Here is a 17345-nt window from a genome sequence, read left to right on the forward strand (position 1 = left end):
ATCCTATAGGGCCTGCCTGCAATGGGCAAGCCGGTTGTCACTTCAGCCATTCCGGCTCCGCCGCTCCGCCAGAAAGGAGTCCAGCAGCCACAGGCCAACACCACAGACAATGCCGGAATCCGCAATGTTGAAAACATACCAGGACCATCCCCCGACATGAAAATGCAGGAAATCCACTACAGCCCCGTAATGAAGACGGTCTATCACATTGCCAATGGCGCCCCCGATGATCCCGCCGCAGGCAAGACTGACCAGCCGACGGCGTGACCGCAGAAGAACGACCAGAAGCCCCAACACTGCCAGCAGGGAGATGGCAATGAACAGCCAGCGTCCGTGCCCGCCGAACATGCCGAACGTCACGGCGTGATTCCATACCATCGTGAAGCTGAGGCAGGGCATGACATCCATGGTCCCCCGTGCCGGCAGGTTCAGCCCGTAGAGAATCCATGCCTTGCTCGCCTGGTCCACGAACAGGACAGCAAGAGCCGTTACCAACCCGACCAGCCGCCACCGTGGCGACCCCGGTACAGGGGCCGGGGATGCGCCGCTCCCTGTACCTTCAGCCCGGGCCGACCTCATGCACTCACCGCACCAAAACAGCGCAGGCAGAGATGGCTGTGGTCCTCATTCTGCCCGACATCAGGCAGGACACGCCAGCAACGGGCACATTTCTGCCCGTCCGCACGGCTGACCCTCACCTCATCCTCGGCCTGACCCGGCTGCACATGGACCTCGGACGCCAAGCAAAGCTCCGCCCAGTCGATCCCTTCGGACACGACCTGCTCATCGGCCGTCAGGGGCAGATGGACCTGGGCCTCCAGCGAGGAGCCGATCAACCCTTCCCGACGGGCGACTTCCAGAGCCGTGGTGACACGGCGGCGGACCTGACGCAGCGTCTCCCACCGTCCGGCCAGTTCAGGATCATGCCAGCCTTCTTCCGGCACGAAGAAGCGCTCCAGATGCACGCTGCCTTCCTGCCCGAAACGGGCCTGCCACGACTCTTCCGCCGTGAAGACCAGAGCCGGGGCCAGCCACGTCGTCAGGGCACGGTGCAGCACGTCCAGCACGGTGCGGGCCGCCCGGCGTGCATGGGAGTCCGTTGGATCGCAATAGAGGACGTCCTTGCGGATGTCGAAATAGAAGGCCGACAGCTCATTGTTGCAGAAATTGTGCAGCAGCGGATAGACGCCGTTCCACTGATGGGTCTTCACCGCCTCCTGCACACGCTGGTACAGCTCGTACAGACGGTGCAGAATGTACTGCTCCAGCAGCGGCAGGGCCTTGCGGGCCTTCACCGTTGCCTTGTGGCGGAGGGCACGGGCCGCCTCGTCCGGGACCAGCCTGTCCAGCATCACGTCCACCGGGGCGGACACGTCATCCCAGCCCAGCGGCAGGGCCTCGGCCTGCGTGAAGCCATCCAGTGCCCCCAGCAGCCAGCGCAGCGTGTTCCGCACACGGCGGTACAGCTCGCCCTGCTGCTTGAGAATCTCCTGACTGATGCGGAGGTCCTCATTGGTATCAGAGTTCAGGACCCACAGGCGCAGCACGTCCGCACCCAGCGTCTTCGTCACGTCATCAGGCACGATGGTGTTGCCGAGGGACTTGGACATCTTGCGCCCCTGCCCGTCCAGCACGAACCCGTTCGTCACGACCGTCCTGTAGGACGCCACGCCTTCGGCCCCCACACTTTCCAGCAGGGAGGACTGGAACCAGCCGCGATGCTGGTCGGAACCTTCCAGATACAGGTCAGCCGGGTAGTTCACGCCCTCCTGATGCAGGACGAAACGGTGGCTGCATCCGCTCTCGAACCAGACGTCAACAATGTCGAAAACCTGATCATAGTCTTCCGGATTGCGGCCTTCACCGAGATAGACGGCAGGGTCCGTGTCATACCAGGCATCCGCCCCACGCTCCCGGAAGCTCTGCACGATGCGAGACATCACATCGGCATCCCGCAGCACCTCACCGGTGCGTTTCTCCACGAACACGGCGATCGGCACGCCCCAGGACCGCTGGCGGGAGATGCACCAGTCCGGCCGCTGCTCGATCATGCTCGTCAGGCGGCGGCGGGAGCTGGCCGGTACGAAGCTGATGTCATCAAGGGCCTTCAGGGCACGCTCACGCAGGCCTGGGCCACCCTCATCCCCTTCACGGGGCTCCATGGCGATGAACCACTGCGGCGTGGCCCGGAAAATCACCGGCTTCTTGGACCGCCACGAATGGGGATAGGAATGGACGATCTCCGCCCGTGCCATAAGGCCACGGGCCGGGGCACCGTCCTGCCGGGCCTGATCCCGCACCTGTGTCAGCAGATCACATACGGGCTGCGTGGCCTTGAAGACATGAACACCCCCAAGCTCCGGCATCCAGTCCACATAGGTTCCGTTGTCGCAGACCTCTTCCGTCACTTCCACGCCGTGGGCACGGCAGAGCATGAAGTCGTCATGACCATGCGCCGGGGCCATGTGCACCAGACCGGTACCGGCATCCGTCGTGACGAAATCACCAAGCAGCAGCGGCACGTCATAATCAAACCCACGCCCCCGCAGCGGATGGGCGAACACGGCCCCTTCCAGCGCACGGCCGGGAAGGGTGTGAAGGACCTCATGCCCGGTAACGCCTGCGCCGGAGAGGAAGTCTTCCAGACGGTCCACGGCCACGATCAGCTTTGCCCCAACCGGCACGAGGCTGTCCTCGGCCACGCCGGTGACATGGATGACCGTGTAGGTGATATCCGGCCCGGCAGCGAGGGCCCGGTTGACGGGAATCGTCCACGGGGTCGTGGTCCAGATCACGGCCGAGGCACCGGAGAGCAGCTGCCCTTCCGTCGGGTCCTTCACATTGGGGAAAGCCACGAACAGGGTCGTGGAGGTGATGTCGTGATATTCGACTTCCGCCTCGGCCAGGGCCGTCTTCTCGACCGGACTCCACATCACGGGGCGCAACCCACGATAGAGACGGCCATTGAGAAGGAACTTGCCGATTTCCTCGGCAATCTGCGCCTCGGAGGCGAAGTCCATCGTCACGTAGCGGTTGTCCCACTCCGCCTGGATGCCCAGACGCTTGAAGTCCTCCCGCTGGGCCTCCACCCACTTTGCGGCATATTCCCGACATTCCGCACGGAACTGGAGAACCGGCACGGCATCCTTGTCCTTGCCCTTCCGGCGATATTCCTCCTCGACCTTCCACTCGATCGGCAGGCCGTGGCAGTCCCATCCCGGCATGTAGCGCACCTGCGCCCCATTCATGCGCTGGGCACGGTTGATGACGTCCTTCATCACCTTGTTGAGGGCATGGCCGATATGGATATGCCCGTTGGCATAGGGCGGGCCATCATGCAGCGTGAAGATGCTGTCCGCCCGACGCCCGGCCTCCGCTATCTGGCCATCCAGCCCCGTCTCCGCCCAATGGGCCAGCATGTCCGGCTCCCGCTTTGGCAGGTTGCCCCGCATGGGGAAAGACGTCTTGGGCAGGAAGACCGTTCCCCGGTAACGCTCCTGCTGCTCACGGAAAACGGTATCGGTCTTTTCTACAGGCTCAGACATGGAATAGGTGCGCCAGCTCTCAGTACGGGATAAAAATAACTGTACTTATGGAGAGAGCCTGCCGTCCCGGTCAACCCCCTGTCTTGCCGAGCACCTGCTTCGCCTGTGCGGCATCTGCCGCAATATGGGCCTTCAGCTCATCAAGGGAGGAAAAGCGTTTCTCGTCCCGGAGCAGAGCAACCAGCTCCACCCCCAGAATCTGGCCGTACAGGTCCTCATCCACATCGAAAAGATGAGCCTCCAGCCGGCTCTCCCGCCCGTCATTGATGGTCGGGCGGCGGCCAAGATTGGCCACGCCGGGCACGAGCCGGCCGTCCGGCATCTGCACCCTCACGGCATAGACACCCCTGGCAGGCTCCAGATGCTCCTTCAGCGCAATGTTGGCTGTCGGGAACCCCAGAAGGCGCCCCCGCTGATCCCCCTGGACCACCTCTCCCGTGATGGCCCAGTTGCGCCCCAGAAGCTCCGCTGCCTTCTCGGGATAACCCTCCTGAAGGAGACGGCGTATCCGGCTGGAAGACACCGGCCCTGCCACATCCGCCAGCTGCGGGACGATACTGACGCCCACGCCATGCTCCACCAGAAGCTGCTCCAGAAACGTGACATCACCCTCCCGCCGGTGCCCGAAGGCGAAGTCCGCCCCACAGGCCACATGAGCCACATGCAGCCCCTCGATCAGCACATCCCGCACGAAGGCCTCGGCACCCAGATGGGAAAAAGCCTCATCAAACTCTGCCTGCACGATGCAGCTTACGCCTTGTTCCTTCAGGGCGGCGGCACGCACCTCCGGCCGCATGAGACGGAAGGGTGGGTCCTGCGGACGGAAAAAAGACCGTGGATGTGGCTCGAAGGTCAGCACCCCCAACCGACAGCCGGGGCGAGCCATCTTCAGGCTCTGAAGCAAATGGACATGACCTCGATGCACGCCATCAAAATTGCCCAGAGCCACGGCCGCACCCCAGCAGGAGCGGGGCACGGCCCGCCAGTCTGTGCAGAAAGTCATATGGGTATCATCGGGTCTTCAGGTGCCGGAACTGTTCCGCAGAGCGGGATCAGCGGGAACGGTGGCTTTCATCATCAGCCATACGGGCATCCGGCTGCTGATGGGGCGCTGCCGTACCCTGCTGGGGCTGGGGCGGGGACAGACGTTCGTCAGCCTGCTGCGGGGCGGCGGTTCCCTCCCGGTCATCCTCGGCCATGCCCTTCTTGAAGGATTTGATCCCCTTGGCGAAATCGCCCATCAGGCTGCTGATCTTGCCGCCACCACCGAACAGCACCAGTACAATAACGGCAAGGATTATCCAGTGAATCGGACTCATGCTGCCCATAGGACCATACTCCCTGATAAGGTTGAGGCGTCCCCCATGTGGCAGGGGCGTACTGATTGTGCAACCCCCGGCCCATGGGCCCACCCATGTCGTGAAGGCATCCTAGCGCATTGGCAGGATAAAACCATAGGTGGGATATGCACGCCTGCCCATACTTCCTGCCGGGGCCCACCAGACCCGGACCAGCGACCAGTCCCCCCTTGGGGAGATGTCCTCCACCGGCACGCTGTGCTCAATACGCCCGCCAACCCAGTTGGCATGATCCACTTCAATCCGCCGCCTCGTCCGCAGGCGCCGCACGACCGACACATGCCCATCCGGAATACGGGAGCTTGCCCGGAACACCAGCACACTCCCCGGCTGTGGCCTGTGGCTACGCTGGTAGTGGCCCCGGGCTTCCCACCACCAGCTGGCAGCCCGCCCCCGCAGGTTGACCCCACTCACCTGCCGCGCATAAGGCGCACACTGCACCGGCCCATGGTAGGATCCGACCGAGCTGCATGCTCCGAGAGTGAGGCAGACACACAGGGCCAGCACCTCCTTCCGGCGGTCCCGCATCTGCCATCCCTGCATGACAGCCCCGCTTTTCTGCATGGTCCACCTCACGCTCTGCCCATTCTCGCCGGACATCAGCCTAACCGGACATTGAGGCTGAATCTGGTTCCTGCCCAACGGAACATCACAGGGACCGGAATCCGATAATCAGATCTTCCGCATCCTCCCTGTCCATTCCAAGCGCCTTCTCCGCAACATCCTGCGAAAAACCGTTGCGGGCAAAAATGGCCAGTACCTTCATGTGTTCCTTCTCCGGCCTGTCGGGCCTGTGGAATGGCCCGACCGCCCTTTTGCGAGCCAGGATGAGTGCGGCGGCCAGTTCGGCCTGATGGGCCTGCTCCTCCCCTGCCTCTCCCAGGCTCTCATCCACCGCCTGCCGGACCGTCTCACCATCAACGCCCCTTGCCTGAAGATGGGCCTGCACAGCTCGGCGGGACCGCCCGGCACGGGCCAGATTGCGGGACCTGGAACGGGAAAAGGCCGCATCATCCACAGCTCCGAGGCGCCCCATCTCCTCCACGATCTGGTCGATAACCGGCAGGCAGACGGCCTCATGTGCAGCGACCTCCTCGGCAAACATGCCAGCCCGGGCAGCCCGTACCCCCCAGCGGCGAACACGCCGCTGCAACATCTGCCGCAAGCTTTGCCGGGTCGTGGCAAAGCGGGCCAGATGGGCCAGAGCTGCGTCTTTCAGGCTCTGATAATCTGGTGAAGGTGGGATAACATCCATGCGATCAGTCCATAACTTGCTCTTGCCCTGCCCGTCCAAAATCTTCATCACTGGTAACAGGCCTCTCCATAGTACCCGCCAGTGAGTTCTCATGCACGCACAACACTCCATCCTGCCCCGGACCGGGCGCCTGAAGGAAGAAATGCACGCCACGGCCTCCCGTTATCCCGGCCCCGGTGGAGCTGTTGCCGTCCTGCATGAGGGGGAAGTGATCGCCCGGCACTGCTGGGGCTATGCCTCGCTGGAACGCCGCCTGCCTTTCACGCCCGCAAGCCTGTTCCGCATCTGTTCCATCACCAAGCAGTTCACCTGCGCCACCCTGCTGGACCGTTACGAAAACCCGGAAACCCTGGCCCCATACATCCACAGGCGGCTGCCCCGGCTCCGCTCCGACCCGCCCACTGTCACACAGCTGGCTCACAACCAGTCCGGCCTGCGGGATTACTGGGCCGTGGCCATGCTGCATGGTGCCGCCATTGAAGGCACATTCAGCCCGGCGGATTCCAACAGGGTCATCACCGGGACACGGTCCCTCCAGTTTCTTCCCGGCACATCCTATTCCTACGTCAACCAGAATTTCCGTCTGATTTCCGAGGCGATGGAAGAAGAAAGCGGGCTGAGCTTTGCCGAGCTGCTCCAGCAGCATGTTTTCGACAGGGTCGGCATGAGGCGGGCCATCCTGGCGGCGGAAACCAGCGCCCTGCCCGATGGCACGACCGGCTATGAGGGGACACAGGAGGGCGGCTACTGGCCCGCCCGCAATCACATCTACTGGACAGGGGATGCCGGGATGGCAGCCTCGCTGGATGACATGATCGCCTGGGAACGTTTCATCGACCAGCAGCGTGATGACCCCGAAGGCCTCTATAACCGCATGAGCCGCCCCGTCCTGTTCGATAACGGGCACAAGGCGCCTTACGGCTTCGGGCTGCAGCATGGCACCATCGCAGGCCATGAGATCACAGCCCATGGCGGCGCCCTGCGGGGCTGGCGGTCCCACCGGCTGCACTGTGCCGCCTTGCGCCTCTCTGTCGTGGTCCTCTTCAACCACATGTCCCCGGCCCAGCAGGCCGCCGCCAACCTGTTCCGGGCCTTTCTGGGAGAAGAGGGAAAACCGGCTGCCCGACAGGCCCCCTCTGGCAGACAGGCTCCCCATGCACTGGAGGGCCTCTGGCTGGATGAGGAAACCGGCCTCTCCGCCCGCATCACCGCAGCAGCACCGGGCAAGCTTCAGCTCCGCTACCTCATGCTGCCGGAAACGCTGGACATCATCTCCCCCCAGCTTGCCGAGGCCGGGAACCTCCGTGTGCGGCATATACAGGGCGAACACATGCAGGCCAGCACACAGGAAATCCCCACGCCCCACATCATCATGGAACGGCCAGGGGAGAACCGGCATGCCCTGCTCCGCCCCTACCCTGCCAGCCCCCAGCCCGACCCGGAAGAACTTGCCGGAGACTATGAATGTGAGGAGCTGGACGGCTCCCGTTTCACCATCACCAGCCAGAGCGGGCTGCTGCATGGCGGGTTCTCCGGTTTTCTGGGAACAGGGCGGATGGAACGGCTGACCGGACTGGGACCGGACCTGTGGGCCTTCCCCTGCCCCCGGGCTCTGGATCACACCCCGCCCGGCGACTGGACCCTCCACTTCGAACGGCGAAACGGGCGCCTCCACCAGCTGCGTGTCAGCTGCTGGCTGGCACGGAATCTCATCTATCGGCGGCTGCCGGACTGAAGGCCATGCGTCCGGCTGCAAAGCCCTCCATGGCCTGCCTGCAAAACAGGGTTTGACGATTCCCCGTTCTGCAAGCAGTATGGTCGGGCAGCTCCCCCTGATCTGAAAACCGGACAGGGGTATTTTCCGTTGGAGGCATGGAACTGATGCGCCACCGGATACGGGCTGTATGTCGTTGATTTTTCAGACCGGGAACGCGTCCACCATGATCGCCTCCATCATGCCGAACTACAAACGCTTTGACCTTGCCTTTGAGCATGGCGAAGGCCTCTGGCTCACCGGCACGGATGGACGACGCTATCTGGACTTCGGGGCTGGCATTGCCGTGTCCTCCCTGGGCCACAGCCACCCGGCCCTCGTGAAGGCCATCACCGAACAGGCCAGCAAAGTCATCCACGTCTCAAACCTCTATCAGGTTCCACAGGCCAGGGCCCTGGCGGACATGCTGGTGGCGAACAGCTTTGCGGATTCAGTCCTCTTCTGCAATTCCGGTGCGGAGGCCAATGAGGGCCTCATCAAACTGATCCGGCGGGCCCAGTACAAAAATGGTCACCCCGAACGCACACGCATCATCTGTTTCAACAATGCCTTTCATGGACGGACACTGGCCACCATTTCCGCAACCGGCAACCCGACCTATCTGGAAGGGTTCGGCACACCGGTGGAAGGGTTCGACCATGTGCCCTTCAACGACCTCAACGCCGTCCGGGCCGCCGTGACAGACCAGACAGCCGGCATCCTGCTGGAACCCGTGCAGGGGGAAAGTGGCATCCGGGCAGCAGACCATGAATTCCTGCAGGGCCTCCGTGCCCTGTGCGATGAGAAAGGCCTCTATCTGGGCATTGATGAGGTACAGAGCGGCATGGGCCGTACCGGTACGCTCTTCGCCTTCGAGCAGGCAGGCATCACACCGGATGTCGTGTCCTCCGCCAAAGGCATTGGCGGGGGCGTACCGCTCGGGGCTGTACTGGCCCGTGAAGACCTGGCCCAGCACCTCACACCCGGCACGCATGGCACCACTTATGGCGGCAACCCACTGGCCTGCTCGGCCGGGCTGGCCGTGCTGAAAGAGATTCTGTCACCCGGCTTTCTGGAGCATGTCCGCAAGACCGGTGCCGCCTTTGGCACAATGCTTGAAGCCTGCGTGAGGGAATATCCCACCATTTTCGAGGAAGTCCGTGGTGTCGGACTGATGCGGGGCCTGCGCTGCCGCATCCCTGTCGGGGATGTTCTGGCCGCTGTCATGGCCGAGGGCCTTCTGGCCATAGGCGCAGGGGACAACGTGCTGCGTCTGGTTCCGCCCCTCATTGCAACCGAGGCTGACTGTCAGGAAGCCTGCACCCGCATCGGGCGTGCTGCTCACGCCCTTGCCAACAAGTAAGGAGACACCTGCGTGAGTACCACCAAGGCCTCATCGCCCCGTCACTTCCTGGACATCAAGGACCACTCCACCGAGACACTGCGGCACATCCTCACGCTCGCCGCACGGGTCAAGGCTCTCCAGCAGGGGCGCAGACATCCGCTCTGCCCCGGCCAGCCACTGGCCGGCCGTGCGCTGGGGCTGATGATGTCCCGCCCCTCCACCCGCACCCGTGTCTCCTTTGAAGTCGGGATGAAACAGCTTGGCGGGACCGTCAACGTGCTGGCTCCATCCGACATGCAACTGGGGCGTGGAGAAAGCATTGCCGATACGGCCCGTGTCCTCTCCCGTTTTCTGGATGTCGTCGTGCTGCGCACGGGCAAGGATGCCAACCTGCGTGAGCTGGCCCGCTGGAGCAGCGTGCCGGTCATCAACGGGCTGACACCGATCTCCCACCCTGTACAGATTCTGGCCGACATCCTTACCTTTGAGGAACACAGGGGGCCGATCACCGGCAAAAAACTGGCCTGGATCGGCGATGGCAACAATGTTGCCACCTCCATGATCGAGGCCGCAGCCCGACTGGGCTTCACCCTGCATCTGGCCACACCGGAAGGGGAATTCACCCCGTCCGAAACCGCAGTGCAATGGGCCCGGGACAATGGCGGTGACATCCGCCTGACGCATGACCCCAAGGAGGCCGCAGCAGGAGCGGATGCCGTCATCACGGACACATGGGTCAGCATGGGGGATGAAGATGCGGAAAAACGCCTCAGGCTGTTCCGCCCTTACCATGTGGATGAAACCCTCATGGCGCTGGCCTCACCCCAGGCCCTGTTCATGCACTGCCTGCCTGCCCATATAGGGGAAGAAGTCAGCAAGGCCGTGTTCGAAAGCCCGGCCTCCATCGTGTTTGATGAAGCCGAAAACCGCCTGCATGCCCAGAAAGGGCTTCTGCTCTGGTGCATGGAGAAGGATGATCTTTCGGCCTATCAGGGCTAGACCCTTCCGCCTGATGCCTGCCCCGGAGGGGGTACGGCATCAGGCCAGACAGGCCCGACAGAGAGGATTGTGACCCCGGTGACAGAAACCACCACGCCCGCAGCAACGCCCCGCCCGCATGATGTCCCCGACCTCACGGTCGCCCATGCCATCACACCGTTCCATCTTGGCCATGTGCCAGTACGGGGGCGGCTGATCACACTTGGCCCGCTGGCCGGGGCCATCCTCTCCCGCCATGATGAACTGCCAGAACCGGTCCGCCTCCTTGGCGGACAGGCGCTCGCCCTCGTGGCAGCCATGGCGACGGCCCTCAAATTCAAAGGGTCCTTCTCCCTTCAGGTCAAAGGAGACGGACCTGTTTCCCTGTTCCTTGCAGACTGCACCGATACAGGCGAACTGCGCTTTACCGCCCGCATGGCTGAAGATTACACCCTCCCCCTGCCGGAAAATGCTTCCGGACTGCTGGGCAAGGGCTATATGGCCTTTACCGTGGATCAGGGGCCGGATACCGACCGTTATCAAGGCATTGTCGGGCTCGAAGGCCCCACTCTGGCTGACATGGCCGAACATTATTTCCAGACCAGTGAGCAGCATGACTGCGCCATCCACCTCTTCTCCCGCCATACGGAATCGGGCTGGCAGGCCGGAGCCCTGGTACTGGAACGCCTGCCAGACAGCACCCCGATTGCGGGCAATGATGACCACAGACCAGCCGATGCCACCATCCAGGACCTGTGGGAAACGGCCTGCACCTTTGGCCAGACCCTGACGGCAGAGGAGCTCTTCAACCCACAGCTCTCCCCCGGGGCGCTCATCAACCGTCTCTTCGGCACGCTGGATGTGGAGCTGGCCCCGGCCAGGCCTCTCTCCTTCGGCTGCCGGTGCAGCCGGGCCCGCCTCCAGGGGGTGCTGGAACGTTTCAGCGGGGAGGACCTCGACCACATGGCACAGGATGGCGTGATCTCCATGGAATGCCATTTCTGCAACACGGCTTTCACCTTCACCCGTGAAAGCCTGCCCGATGGCCAGAAAAACGGTGATGCTGGAGCGCCATGACAGCAGGGCTTCCAGTACCTCTCCAGCGGGACGGGCAGCCCGTCGAACGGCTCTATCCGGGCTGGCAGTGCAACGGGCGTCATCCGGCCCCTGCCGGGATGGAGGTCCTGAGTCTCCAGCACAGGCACACAGGGCAGGAAGCCTGCTGGTGGCTCACACCTGAAGGGGATATCCTCGCCTGCCACGCCCTGGCGCTGGACAAACACTGGAGCCAGAAGATCAGGGAGGCCGTTGCCCCCGCCCTACAGCAACTCAGCACGACGCTGCTGGGCCGGGTAACGCCTCTGCCAGCCGAGGCCTGCTTCCCGCATGAGGCCATGGCCCCACTCACCAACCTGCCGCACACGGCCCGCCTCCAGCTGCTCGGCCTCTGGTTCCGCTCTGTCAGCAGGTCGCTTCTTGTCCTGTCTCCCGCCACACTGCTGGATGGTGAAGAGACCTCACTGGAGCTGGAGGCAGCGGATGCAACTGGCCAGCCCTTTGCGCCCCGGTTCATCCGGGCCATGCTGGAGACACGGCCCGCCGGCCCCCACACGCTGGCCTGCTCCCCTTTCAGTGGCCGCATCATCCGGGCCGAACTGACCATGCCGACAGACAGAGGTGTGGCCTGCCGCTTCAGTGACGAAAGAAACGGAGAAACCTTCTACCTCTTCTGGCCCGGCCCAGCAGGGCAGATAGACCCGCAAACAGCACAGCAGCCCCTTTTCTACCACCCGCAGGGTGAACTCCTGCTGGGAGATGGGCCGCTTACGCCACTGGTCCCCATCTTTCTCCTCTCATGGTTCATCAGCAACCCCAACTGCATTGAGGAACTGAAACATGCCCACCCCTTCCGGCTGGAAGATTATGGCGTGGGCAAGGCCTCGGCCCTGTGGAAGGACATCGCCCTGTCACCTTCGTCCTCCCAGACCGATACACAGGCCACCACACAGGAAGAGACTGGACAAAACCGGACATCTTTTCCATTTTCTTCCAGACACTGGGGGCAGTCTTTCTTTTTTGAGGCCGGTCGGACAGCAGGCCTGCCCGACCGGGACCGGCTCACCCCGCAGGACCACGAAAAAACAACAGGCGCCGGACATGAAAACCATGACGAACCATAGTGCCAGAACGCCTCATCTGGTCAGCCGCATGAAGCTGCGTTCCTCTCTCTTCAGCCTGGGAATGGGCTGTGCGCTGGCTCTGCTGGCAGGCTGTGCCTCCGGCGGTTCCGGAGAGGAAACATTCCCGTCACCGGATTACAGCTACCTGCCCCCCCTCAACCTGAATGTCAGCCAGGTTGATGTCAGCAACCAGGTCCAGCCCGACAGTGACGCCCTGTCCTCCCACAGCCCGACCAACCCCACCGACGCTCTGGCCCTTATGGGGCGCCAGCGCCTGCACGCCATGGGGGCATCCGGTACGGCCAGCTTCACCATCACGAAAGCGGAGATGAGCAAGGCCCCGCACCATGCCCTCAGCGGGAGTTATACAGTCCAGCTGAACCTGAATGACACCGCCAGCCATCACCACGGCTTCATCACGGCGCATGTCCAGCGCACGATTGATGCCCCGGGCAAGCTCGGACTGGAGCACAACCTCCATACGCTCAACACGCAGCTCATGGATGACATGAATGTCGAGCTGGAATACCAGGTTCGCAGCCATCTGGCCTCATGGCTGACGGACGCAACAGGCACACCGCTGAATGCCGCCACCATCCAGAGCCAGGAGCTGAGCAGCACGGATCTGTCCGGCACACCCCCGGCTGCACCGCAGCCCCCGGCCAGCACGGTCGTGACCGGTGCCACCGCAACGGCAGACCGGGCCGTTGGCAATGCTGCCAGCACTGCCGGCAGCTGGCAGAAACCGGCTGATACGGAAACAGGCCAGGCACCTTCCGCAGGCCGCATCCATTCTCCCCAGCCCCACATGCTCACCCTGCCCCAATAACGGACCTGTGCGCCCAATGCGGGAAAAAAGGCGGAAGAAAACAGGCATGACAGCTGGTTAACTTGTCTTCTGCTGCCTTTTTTCCCATTCTGCCCCCTCTTCTGGACTTTCTCAAACCGGGCCGCCCTGTGCGATGACATCATCTTCCTCCCCTCCCTCCCACGATGCTCCTGCCCCGCTGTCCCGGCGTGGCTTCATGGGAGGGGCAGCCTCCCTCTCCAGCATTCCCCTGCTCAGCCATGCCGCCCGGGCAGACGAAAAGGATGGGAAACAACAGCCCGCCCCCCCGGATGATGACCCCGCCCATTACAGGCCCGTCTTTTTCAGTGTGGAGGAATATCTCTTTCTCTGCCATGCGTGCGAGCGCATCTTTCCGCAGGATGAAAACGGGCCGGGAGCCCAGGCCCTCGGCGTACCCCGCTTCATCGACAGGCAGATGACCACCCCTTACGGCCGGGGTGACCTCTGGTACATGAAGGCCCCCTTCGTGAATGGGCCGCCAGAGCTGGGCTACCAGCTGCCCTACAGCCCACAGGACCTCTATCGTGGGGCCATCACGCCCATAAACACCCATTGCCTCATGCTGCATGATGCCGTTTTTGCAGCCCTCTCGCCACAATGGCAGGATGAGGTGCTGCATGCGCTGGAAGATAACAGGCTCCACCTCAATGACATTCCCGGTGCCGCCTTCTTCGAGCAGCTGCGGACCAATACACTGGAAGGAGCCTTCTCCGACCCTGCCTATGGCGGCAACCACAACATGGCTGGCTGGAAAATGATGGATTTTCCCGGTGCCAGGGCGGACTTCATGGACTGGATCAACCAGAACGGGGCCCGCTATCCCCTGGGCCCGGTCGGCATGCCTCCAAAACCGGACCCATACAGCGCCTCTTTCCAGAATGAGGAGGGATGAACCATGACAGACCAGACATTCCCTCCCGCGAAGCCGGATGTCGTTGTCATCGGCGCTGGCTGGGCCGGCAGCATCATGGCCAAGGAACTGACAGAGGCCGGACTGAACGTCACCATGCTGGAACGTGGGCACGACCACAGCACAGCCGTGGAAGGGACCTATCCCGGCTCCATTGACGAACTGCGGGGCGCCGTGCGCAAGCGCCTCTTCCAGAAACTGGCCCGCACCTCCCTGACCATCCGCAACCGCCCGGACCAGACTGCCCTGCCCTACCGCCAGCTGGCCGCCTTCCTCCCCGGCGAAGGCGTTGGTGGTGCCGGACTGCACTGGTCAGGCTGCCACTTCCGCGTCACGGAGGATGACCTCCGCCTGCGCAGCGCCACCATTGAGCGCTACGGGCAGAAATTCATCCCAAAAGACATGCACCTCCAGGATTACGGAATCAGCTACGGAGAACTGGAACCGTTTTTCGACAAGGCAGAGAAGGTCTTTGGAACTTCGGGGGAGGCATCCTCCGTGCAGGGGCAGAAAACAGGCCGTGGCAACGTCTTTGCCCTGGACCGCTCCAGCCATTTTCCCCTGCCGCCCATGGCAGACACCTTCTCTGCCAGCGTCTTCCGCCAGGCAGCCCGGGAGGCAGGCTTCCACCCTTACAGCATGCCTGCCGCCAATGCCTCCCAGCCCTATACCAACCCTTATGGCTGCCAGATGGGCCCCTGCAACTTCTGCGGTTATTGCAGTGGCTATGCCTGCTATCTCTATTCCAAAGCCTCCCCGAACGTGAACATCCTGCCCGCTCTGCGGCAGGACAAACGCTTCCGGCTCATCACACAGGCACAGGTGCTGGAAATCCTGCTGGATGACACCCGCAAGAGAGCCACCGGTGTGCGGTACATCGACCTCAAAACCGACTCCGAACAGGTCATTGAGGCGGATCTGGTCATCCTCAGCGCCTTCCAGCTGCACAATGTCCACCTCATGCTGACATCCGGCATTGGCAAACCCTATGACCCGGTCAGCCAGAGCGGGACCATCGGCCGCAATTTCACCTACCAGACCATCACCTCCTCCCGTGTCTGGCTGCCGGAAAACCGCTGCACAAACCAGTTTGTCGGCGCCGGCGGCGCTGGCGTGGCCATTGATGACTTCAACCAGCCCGGTTTCGACCGGGGGCGGGCCGGTTTCATTGGCGGGTCTCCTGTCTGGGTCAATCAGGCGGGCCTCAAGCCCATTGCTGCCGCACAGGGCAGTGGCGGAAAAGGATCACCCCGCTGGGGAGGTGCCTACAAGGCCGCCATGATCGACCAGTACAGGCATTCCTTCAGCATTGATGCCCATGGCAGCAACATGGCCTACCGGGATGTCTATCTCGACCTGGACCCCACATGGCGCAATGCCTATGGCCAACCCATGCTGCGGATGACCTTCACATGGAAGGACAACGACATCCGCATGAACCAGTATGTCGTCAGGCAGATCGGCGACATTGCCCAGGCCATGGGGGCCACACGGACCAGCCTGAACAGCCTCCTGCCGGGCCAGCTTTTCGACAGCCGCATCTATCAGACAACACATCTCAGCGGTGGTGTCATTCTGGGCAGCAACCCGAAGACCAGCGCCCTGAACCGGTATCTCCAGAGCTGGGACGTCCCGAATCTCTTCGTCATCGGCTCCAGCGCCTTCCCGCAAGGAATGGGATACAACCCGACAGGCCTGGTGGCAGCACTGGCCTACTGGTCCGCTTACCATATCCGCCAGACCTATCTCCGCAATCCCGGCCCGATGGTACACGCCTGATGTCCCTGTTCCTCCGTTCCACCGGCACGAAACGCACATCCCCCCTTCGCCCCCTGCTGACGATGGGGCTGGGTCTGCTGGGCATCGTGGCTGCCACCCTGCCCACCCGTCCTGCACAGGCTGATGATGCTCCCCTGCCTGCCGGACTGATTGAAGAGGGCCATTATCAGGCCGTTCTGGGCGACTGTGCCGCCTGCCACACCCAGCCGGGGCGGCCACCCTACAGCGGGGGGATGCCCTTCAAGCTGCCCATAGGCACCATCTACTCCACCAACATCTCGCCAGACCCCGTCCACGGCATCGGCCACTATACCGAAGCCGAATTCGCCCGGGCCGTCCAGCTCGGCATCCGCAAGGATGGCAGCGCCCTCTATCCGGCCATGCCATATCCCTCCTACGCACGGCTGAACAAGGCGGACATCCATGCCCTCTATGTCTATTTCCAGAGGGGGGTGACACCGCAGCCTGTTGACCCGCCCGCCAATGGGCTGATCTGGCCACTTTCCATGCGCTGGCCCCTGCATATCTGGCGCTGGCTGTTCTCACCCTCCATCCAGTCTGCCCAGCTGCGCACCAACAACCAGTTCTCCGACCCCATACTTGCCCGTGGAGCCTATCTGGTGGAAGGACCCGGCCATTGCGGGGCCTGCCACAGCCCCCGCAGCATCACCCTCAATGAAAAAGCCCAGACAGCCAAGGACGGGCCGCTCTTCCTCTCTGGCGGGGGCGTGGTGGAACAATGGGTCGTCCCCTCCCTCCGGCAGGAAAACCGGACAGGACTGGGCCGCTGGAGCGAACAGGACATCGTGGATTTCCTCCGCACGGGGCGGTCCCGGACTGGTGCCAGCTTTGGCGGGATGACGCCTGTCATCGTCCATAGTGCCCATGCCTTCAAGGAGGCGGACCTGCACGCCATTGCCCGTTACCTCATGCAGCTGGCCCCGGCACGGAAGGAAACACCCTGGGTCTATGACCCCACGACGACCGACATGCTCCGCCGTGCCGACCTCTCCCAGCCCGGGGCACAGACCTACATGGACCGCTGCGCCGCCTGCCACCGCACCGATGGTGCCGGGTATGGAACGGTCTTCCCCCCACTGGCTGGCAACCCCATCGTGATGACGGATGATGCCACATCACTCATCCATATCATTCTGGCCGGCGACAGTATGCACGCCCTGCCTACGGCGGCCTCCGCCTTCACCATGCCGGGCTTTGCGGACACGCTCTCTGACAGGGAAGTAGCTGATGTTGTCAGCTTCATCCGGCAGAGCTGGGGCAATAACAGCAGCCCCGTGAAGGAAAGTACCGTGAAACACATCCGCCACTCCATCCCGCAGGCAGAAACACCGGACCAGCTTCCCAAAAACTGACACCATCGGCACGGAAGGA

15 protein-coding genes are annotated in these 17345 nt (G+C 62.9%); 9 read left to right on the plus strand and 6 right to left on the minus strand.

Translation table 11 applies throughout. The features are described 5' to 3' along the window. Positions 1–42: 42 nt before the first annotated feature. From lspA to J8Z04_RS00260, 6 genes are all read right to left on the minus strand, one after another. Positions 43–579 (minus strand): signal peptidase II, encoded by a 537-nt coding sequence (gene lspA / locus J8Z04_RS00235; RefSeq protein ID WP_081562907.1) that lies wholly within the window; start codon positions 577–579, stop codon positions 43–45. Beyond that, on the minus strand, positions 576–3545 hold the full coding sequence (gene ileS / locus J8Z04_RS00240; protein WP_081562908.1) for an isoleucine--tRNA ligase: 2970 nt from the start codon (positions 3543–3545) through the stop codon (positions 576–578). Before ileS ends, lspA begins: the two co-directional genes overlap by 4 nt. Before the next feature lie 70 nt (positions 3546–3615). Beyond that, entirely contained in the window at positions 3616–4548 is a 933-nt protein-coding gene (locus J8Z04_RS00245) for a bifunctional riboflavin kinase/FAD synthetase (protein WP_043558939.1), read from the minus strand. A gap of 49 nt (positions 4549–4597) precedes the next feature. Next, positions 4598–4873 (minus strand): twin-arginine translocase TatA/TatE family subunit, encoded by a 276-nt coding sequence (locus J8Z04_RS00250; RefSeq protein WP_043558941.1) that lies wholly within the window; start codon positions 4871–4873, stop codon positions 4598–4600. A 102-nt stretch (positions 4874–4975) separates the two neighbouring features. Further along, positions 4976–5431: a CHAP domain-containing protein gene (locus J8Z04_RS00255; RefSeq protein ID WP_192848759.1), complete on the minus strand. Its 456-nt coding sequence runs from the start codon at positions 5429–5431 to the stop codon at positions 4976–4978. Between the two features lie 121 nt (positions 5432–5552). Then, positions 5553–6158, minus strand: coding sequence for a regulatory protein RecX (locus tag J8Z04_RS00260; RefSeq protein ID WP_043558945.1), 606 nt, complete (start codon positions 6156–6158; stop codon positions 5553–5555). Positions 6159–6249: 91 nt separating this feature from the next. Between J8Z04_RS00260 and J8Z04_RS00265 the strand changes: the two genes are divergently transcribed. From J8Z04_RS00265 to J8Z04_RS00305, 9 genes are all read left to right on the plus strand, one after another. Beyond that, entirely contained in the window at positions 6250–7893 is a 1644-nt protein-coding gene (locus tag J8Z04_RS00265; protein ID WP_232086419.1) for a D-aminopeptidase, read from the plus strand. Between the two features lie 205 nt (positions 7894–8098). Continuing rightward, positions 8099–9274 (plus strand): aspartate aminotransferase family protein, encoded by a 1176-nt coding sequence (locus J8Z04_RS00270; protein WP_192848727.1) that lies wholly within the window; start codon positions 8099–8101, stop codon positions 9272–9274. Positions 9275–9286: 12 nt separating this feature from the next. After that, positions 9287–10255: an ornithine carbamoyltransferase gene (argF, locus tag J8Z04_RS00275; protein ID WP_192848726.1), complete on the plus strand. Its 969-nt coding sequence runs from the start codon at positions 9287–9289 to the stop codon at positions 10253–10255. Positions 10256–10333: 78 nt separating this feature from the next. Beyond that, a complete protein-coding gene (hslO, locus tag J8Z04_RS00280) occupies positions 10334–11311 on the plus strand; it encodes an Hsp33 family molecular chaperone HslO (RefSeq protein ID WP_081563433.1) in 978 nt (325 codons plus the stop codon). After that, positions 11308–12414, plus strand: a complete 1107-nt coding sequence (locus J8Z04_RS00285; protein WP_081562913.1) for a hypothetical protein — start codon at positions 11308–11310, stop codon at positions 12412–12414. The genes hslO and J8Z04_RS00285 overlap by 4 nt, the downstream gene beginning before the upstream one ends. Next, on the plus strand, positions 12401–13243 hold the full coding sequence (locus J8Z04_RS00290) for a hypothetical protein (RefSeq protein WP_192848725.1): 843 nt from the start codon (positions 12401–12403) through the stop codon (positions 13241–13243). The genes J8Z04_RS00285 and J8Z04_RS00290 overlap by 14 nt, the downstream gene beginning before the upstream one ends. Before the next feature lie 133 nt (positions 13244–13376). Continuing rightward, positions 13377–14156, plus strand: a complete 780-nt coding sequence (locus J8Z04_RS00295; RefSeq protein ID WP_192848724.1) for a gluconate 2-dehydrogenase subunit 3 family protein — start codon at positions 13377–13379, stop codon at positions 14154–14156. 3 nt (positions 14157–14159) lie between these two features. Next, a complete protein-coding gene (locus J8Z04_RS00300) occupies positions 14160–15953 on the plus strand; it encodes a GMC family oxidoreductase (RefSeq protein ID WP_192848723.1) in 1794 nt (597 codons plus the stop codon). 62 nt (positions 15954–16015) lie between these two features. Continuing rightward, positions 16016–17326, plus strand: a complete 1311-nt coding sequence (locus J8Z04_RS00305) for a c-type cytochrome (RefSeq protein WP_192848757.1) — start codon at positions 16016–16018, stop codon at positions 17324–17326. The last annotated feature ends 19 nt before the right edge of the window (positions 17327–17345 follow it).

Origin of the sequence: Bombella apis (genome assembly GCF_018221685.1) — a bacterium.
In the GTDB taxonomy this organism is placed as follows: Bacteria; Pseudomonadota; Alphaproteobacteria; order Acetobacterales; family Acetobacteraceae; genus Bombella; species Bombella apis.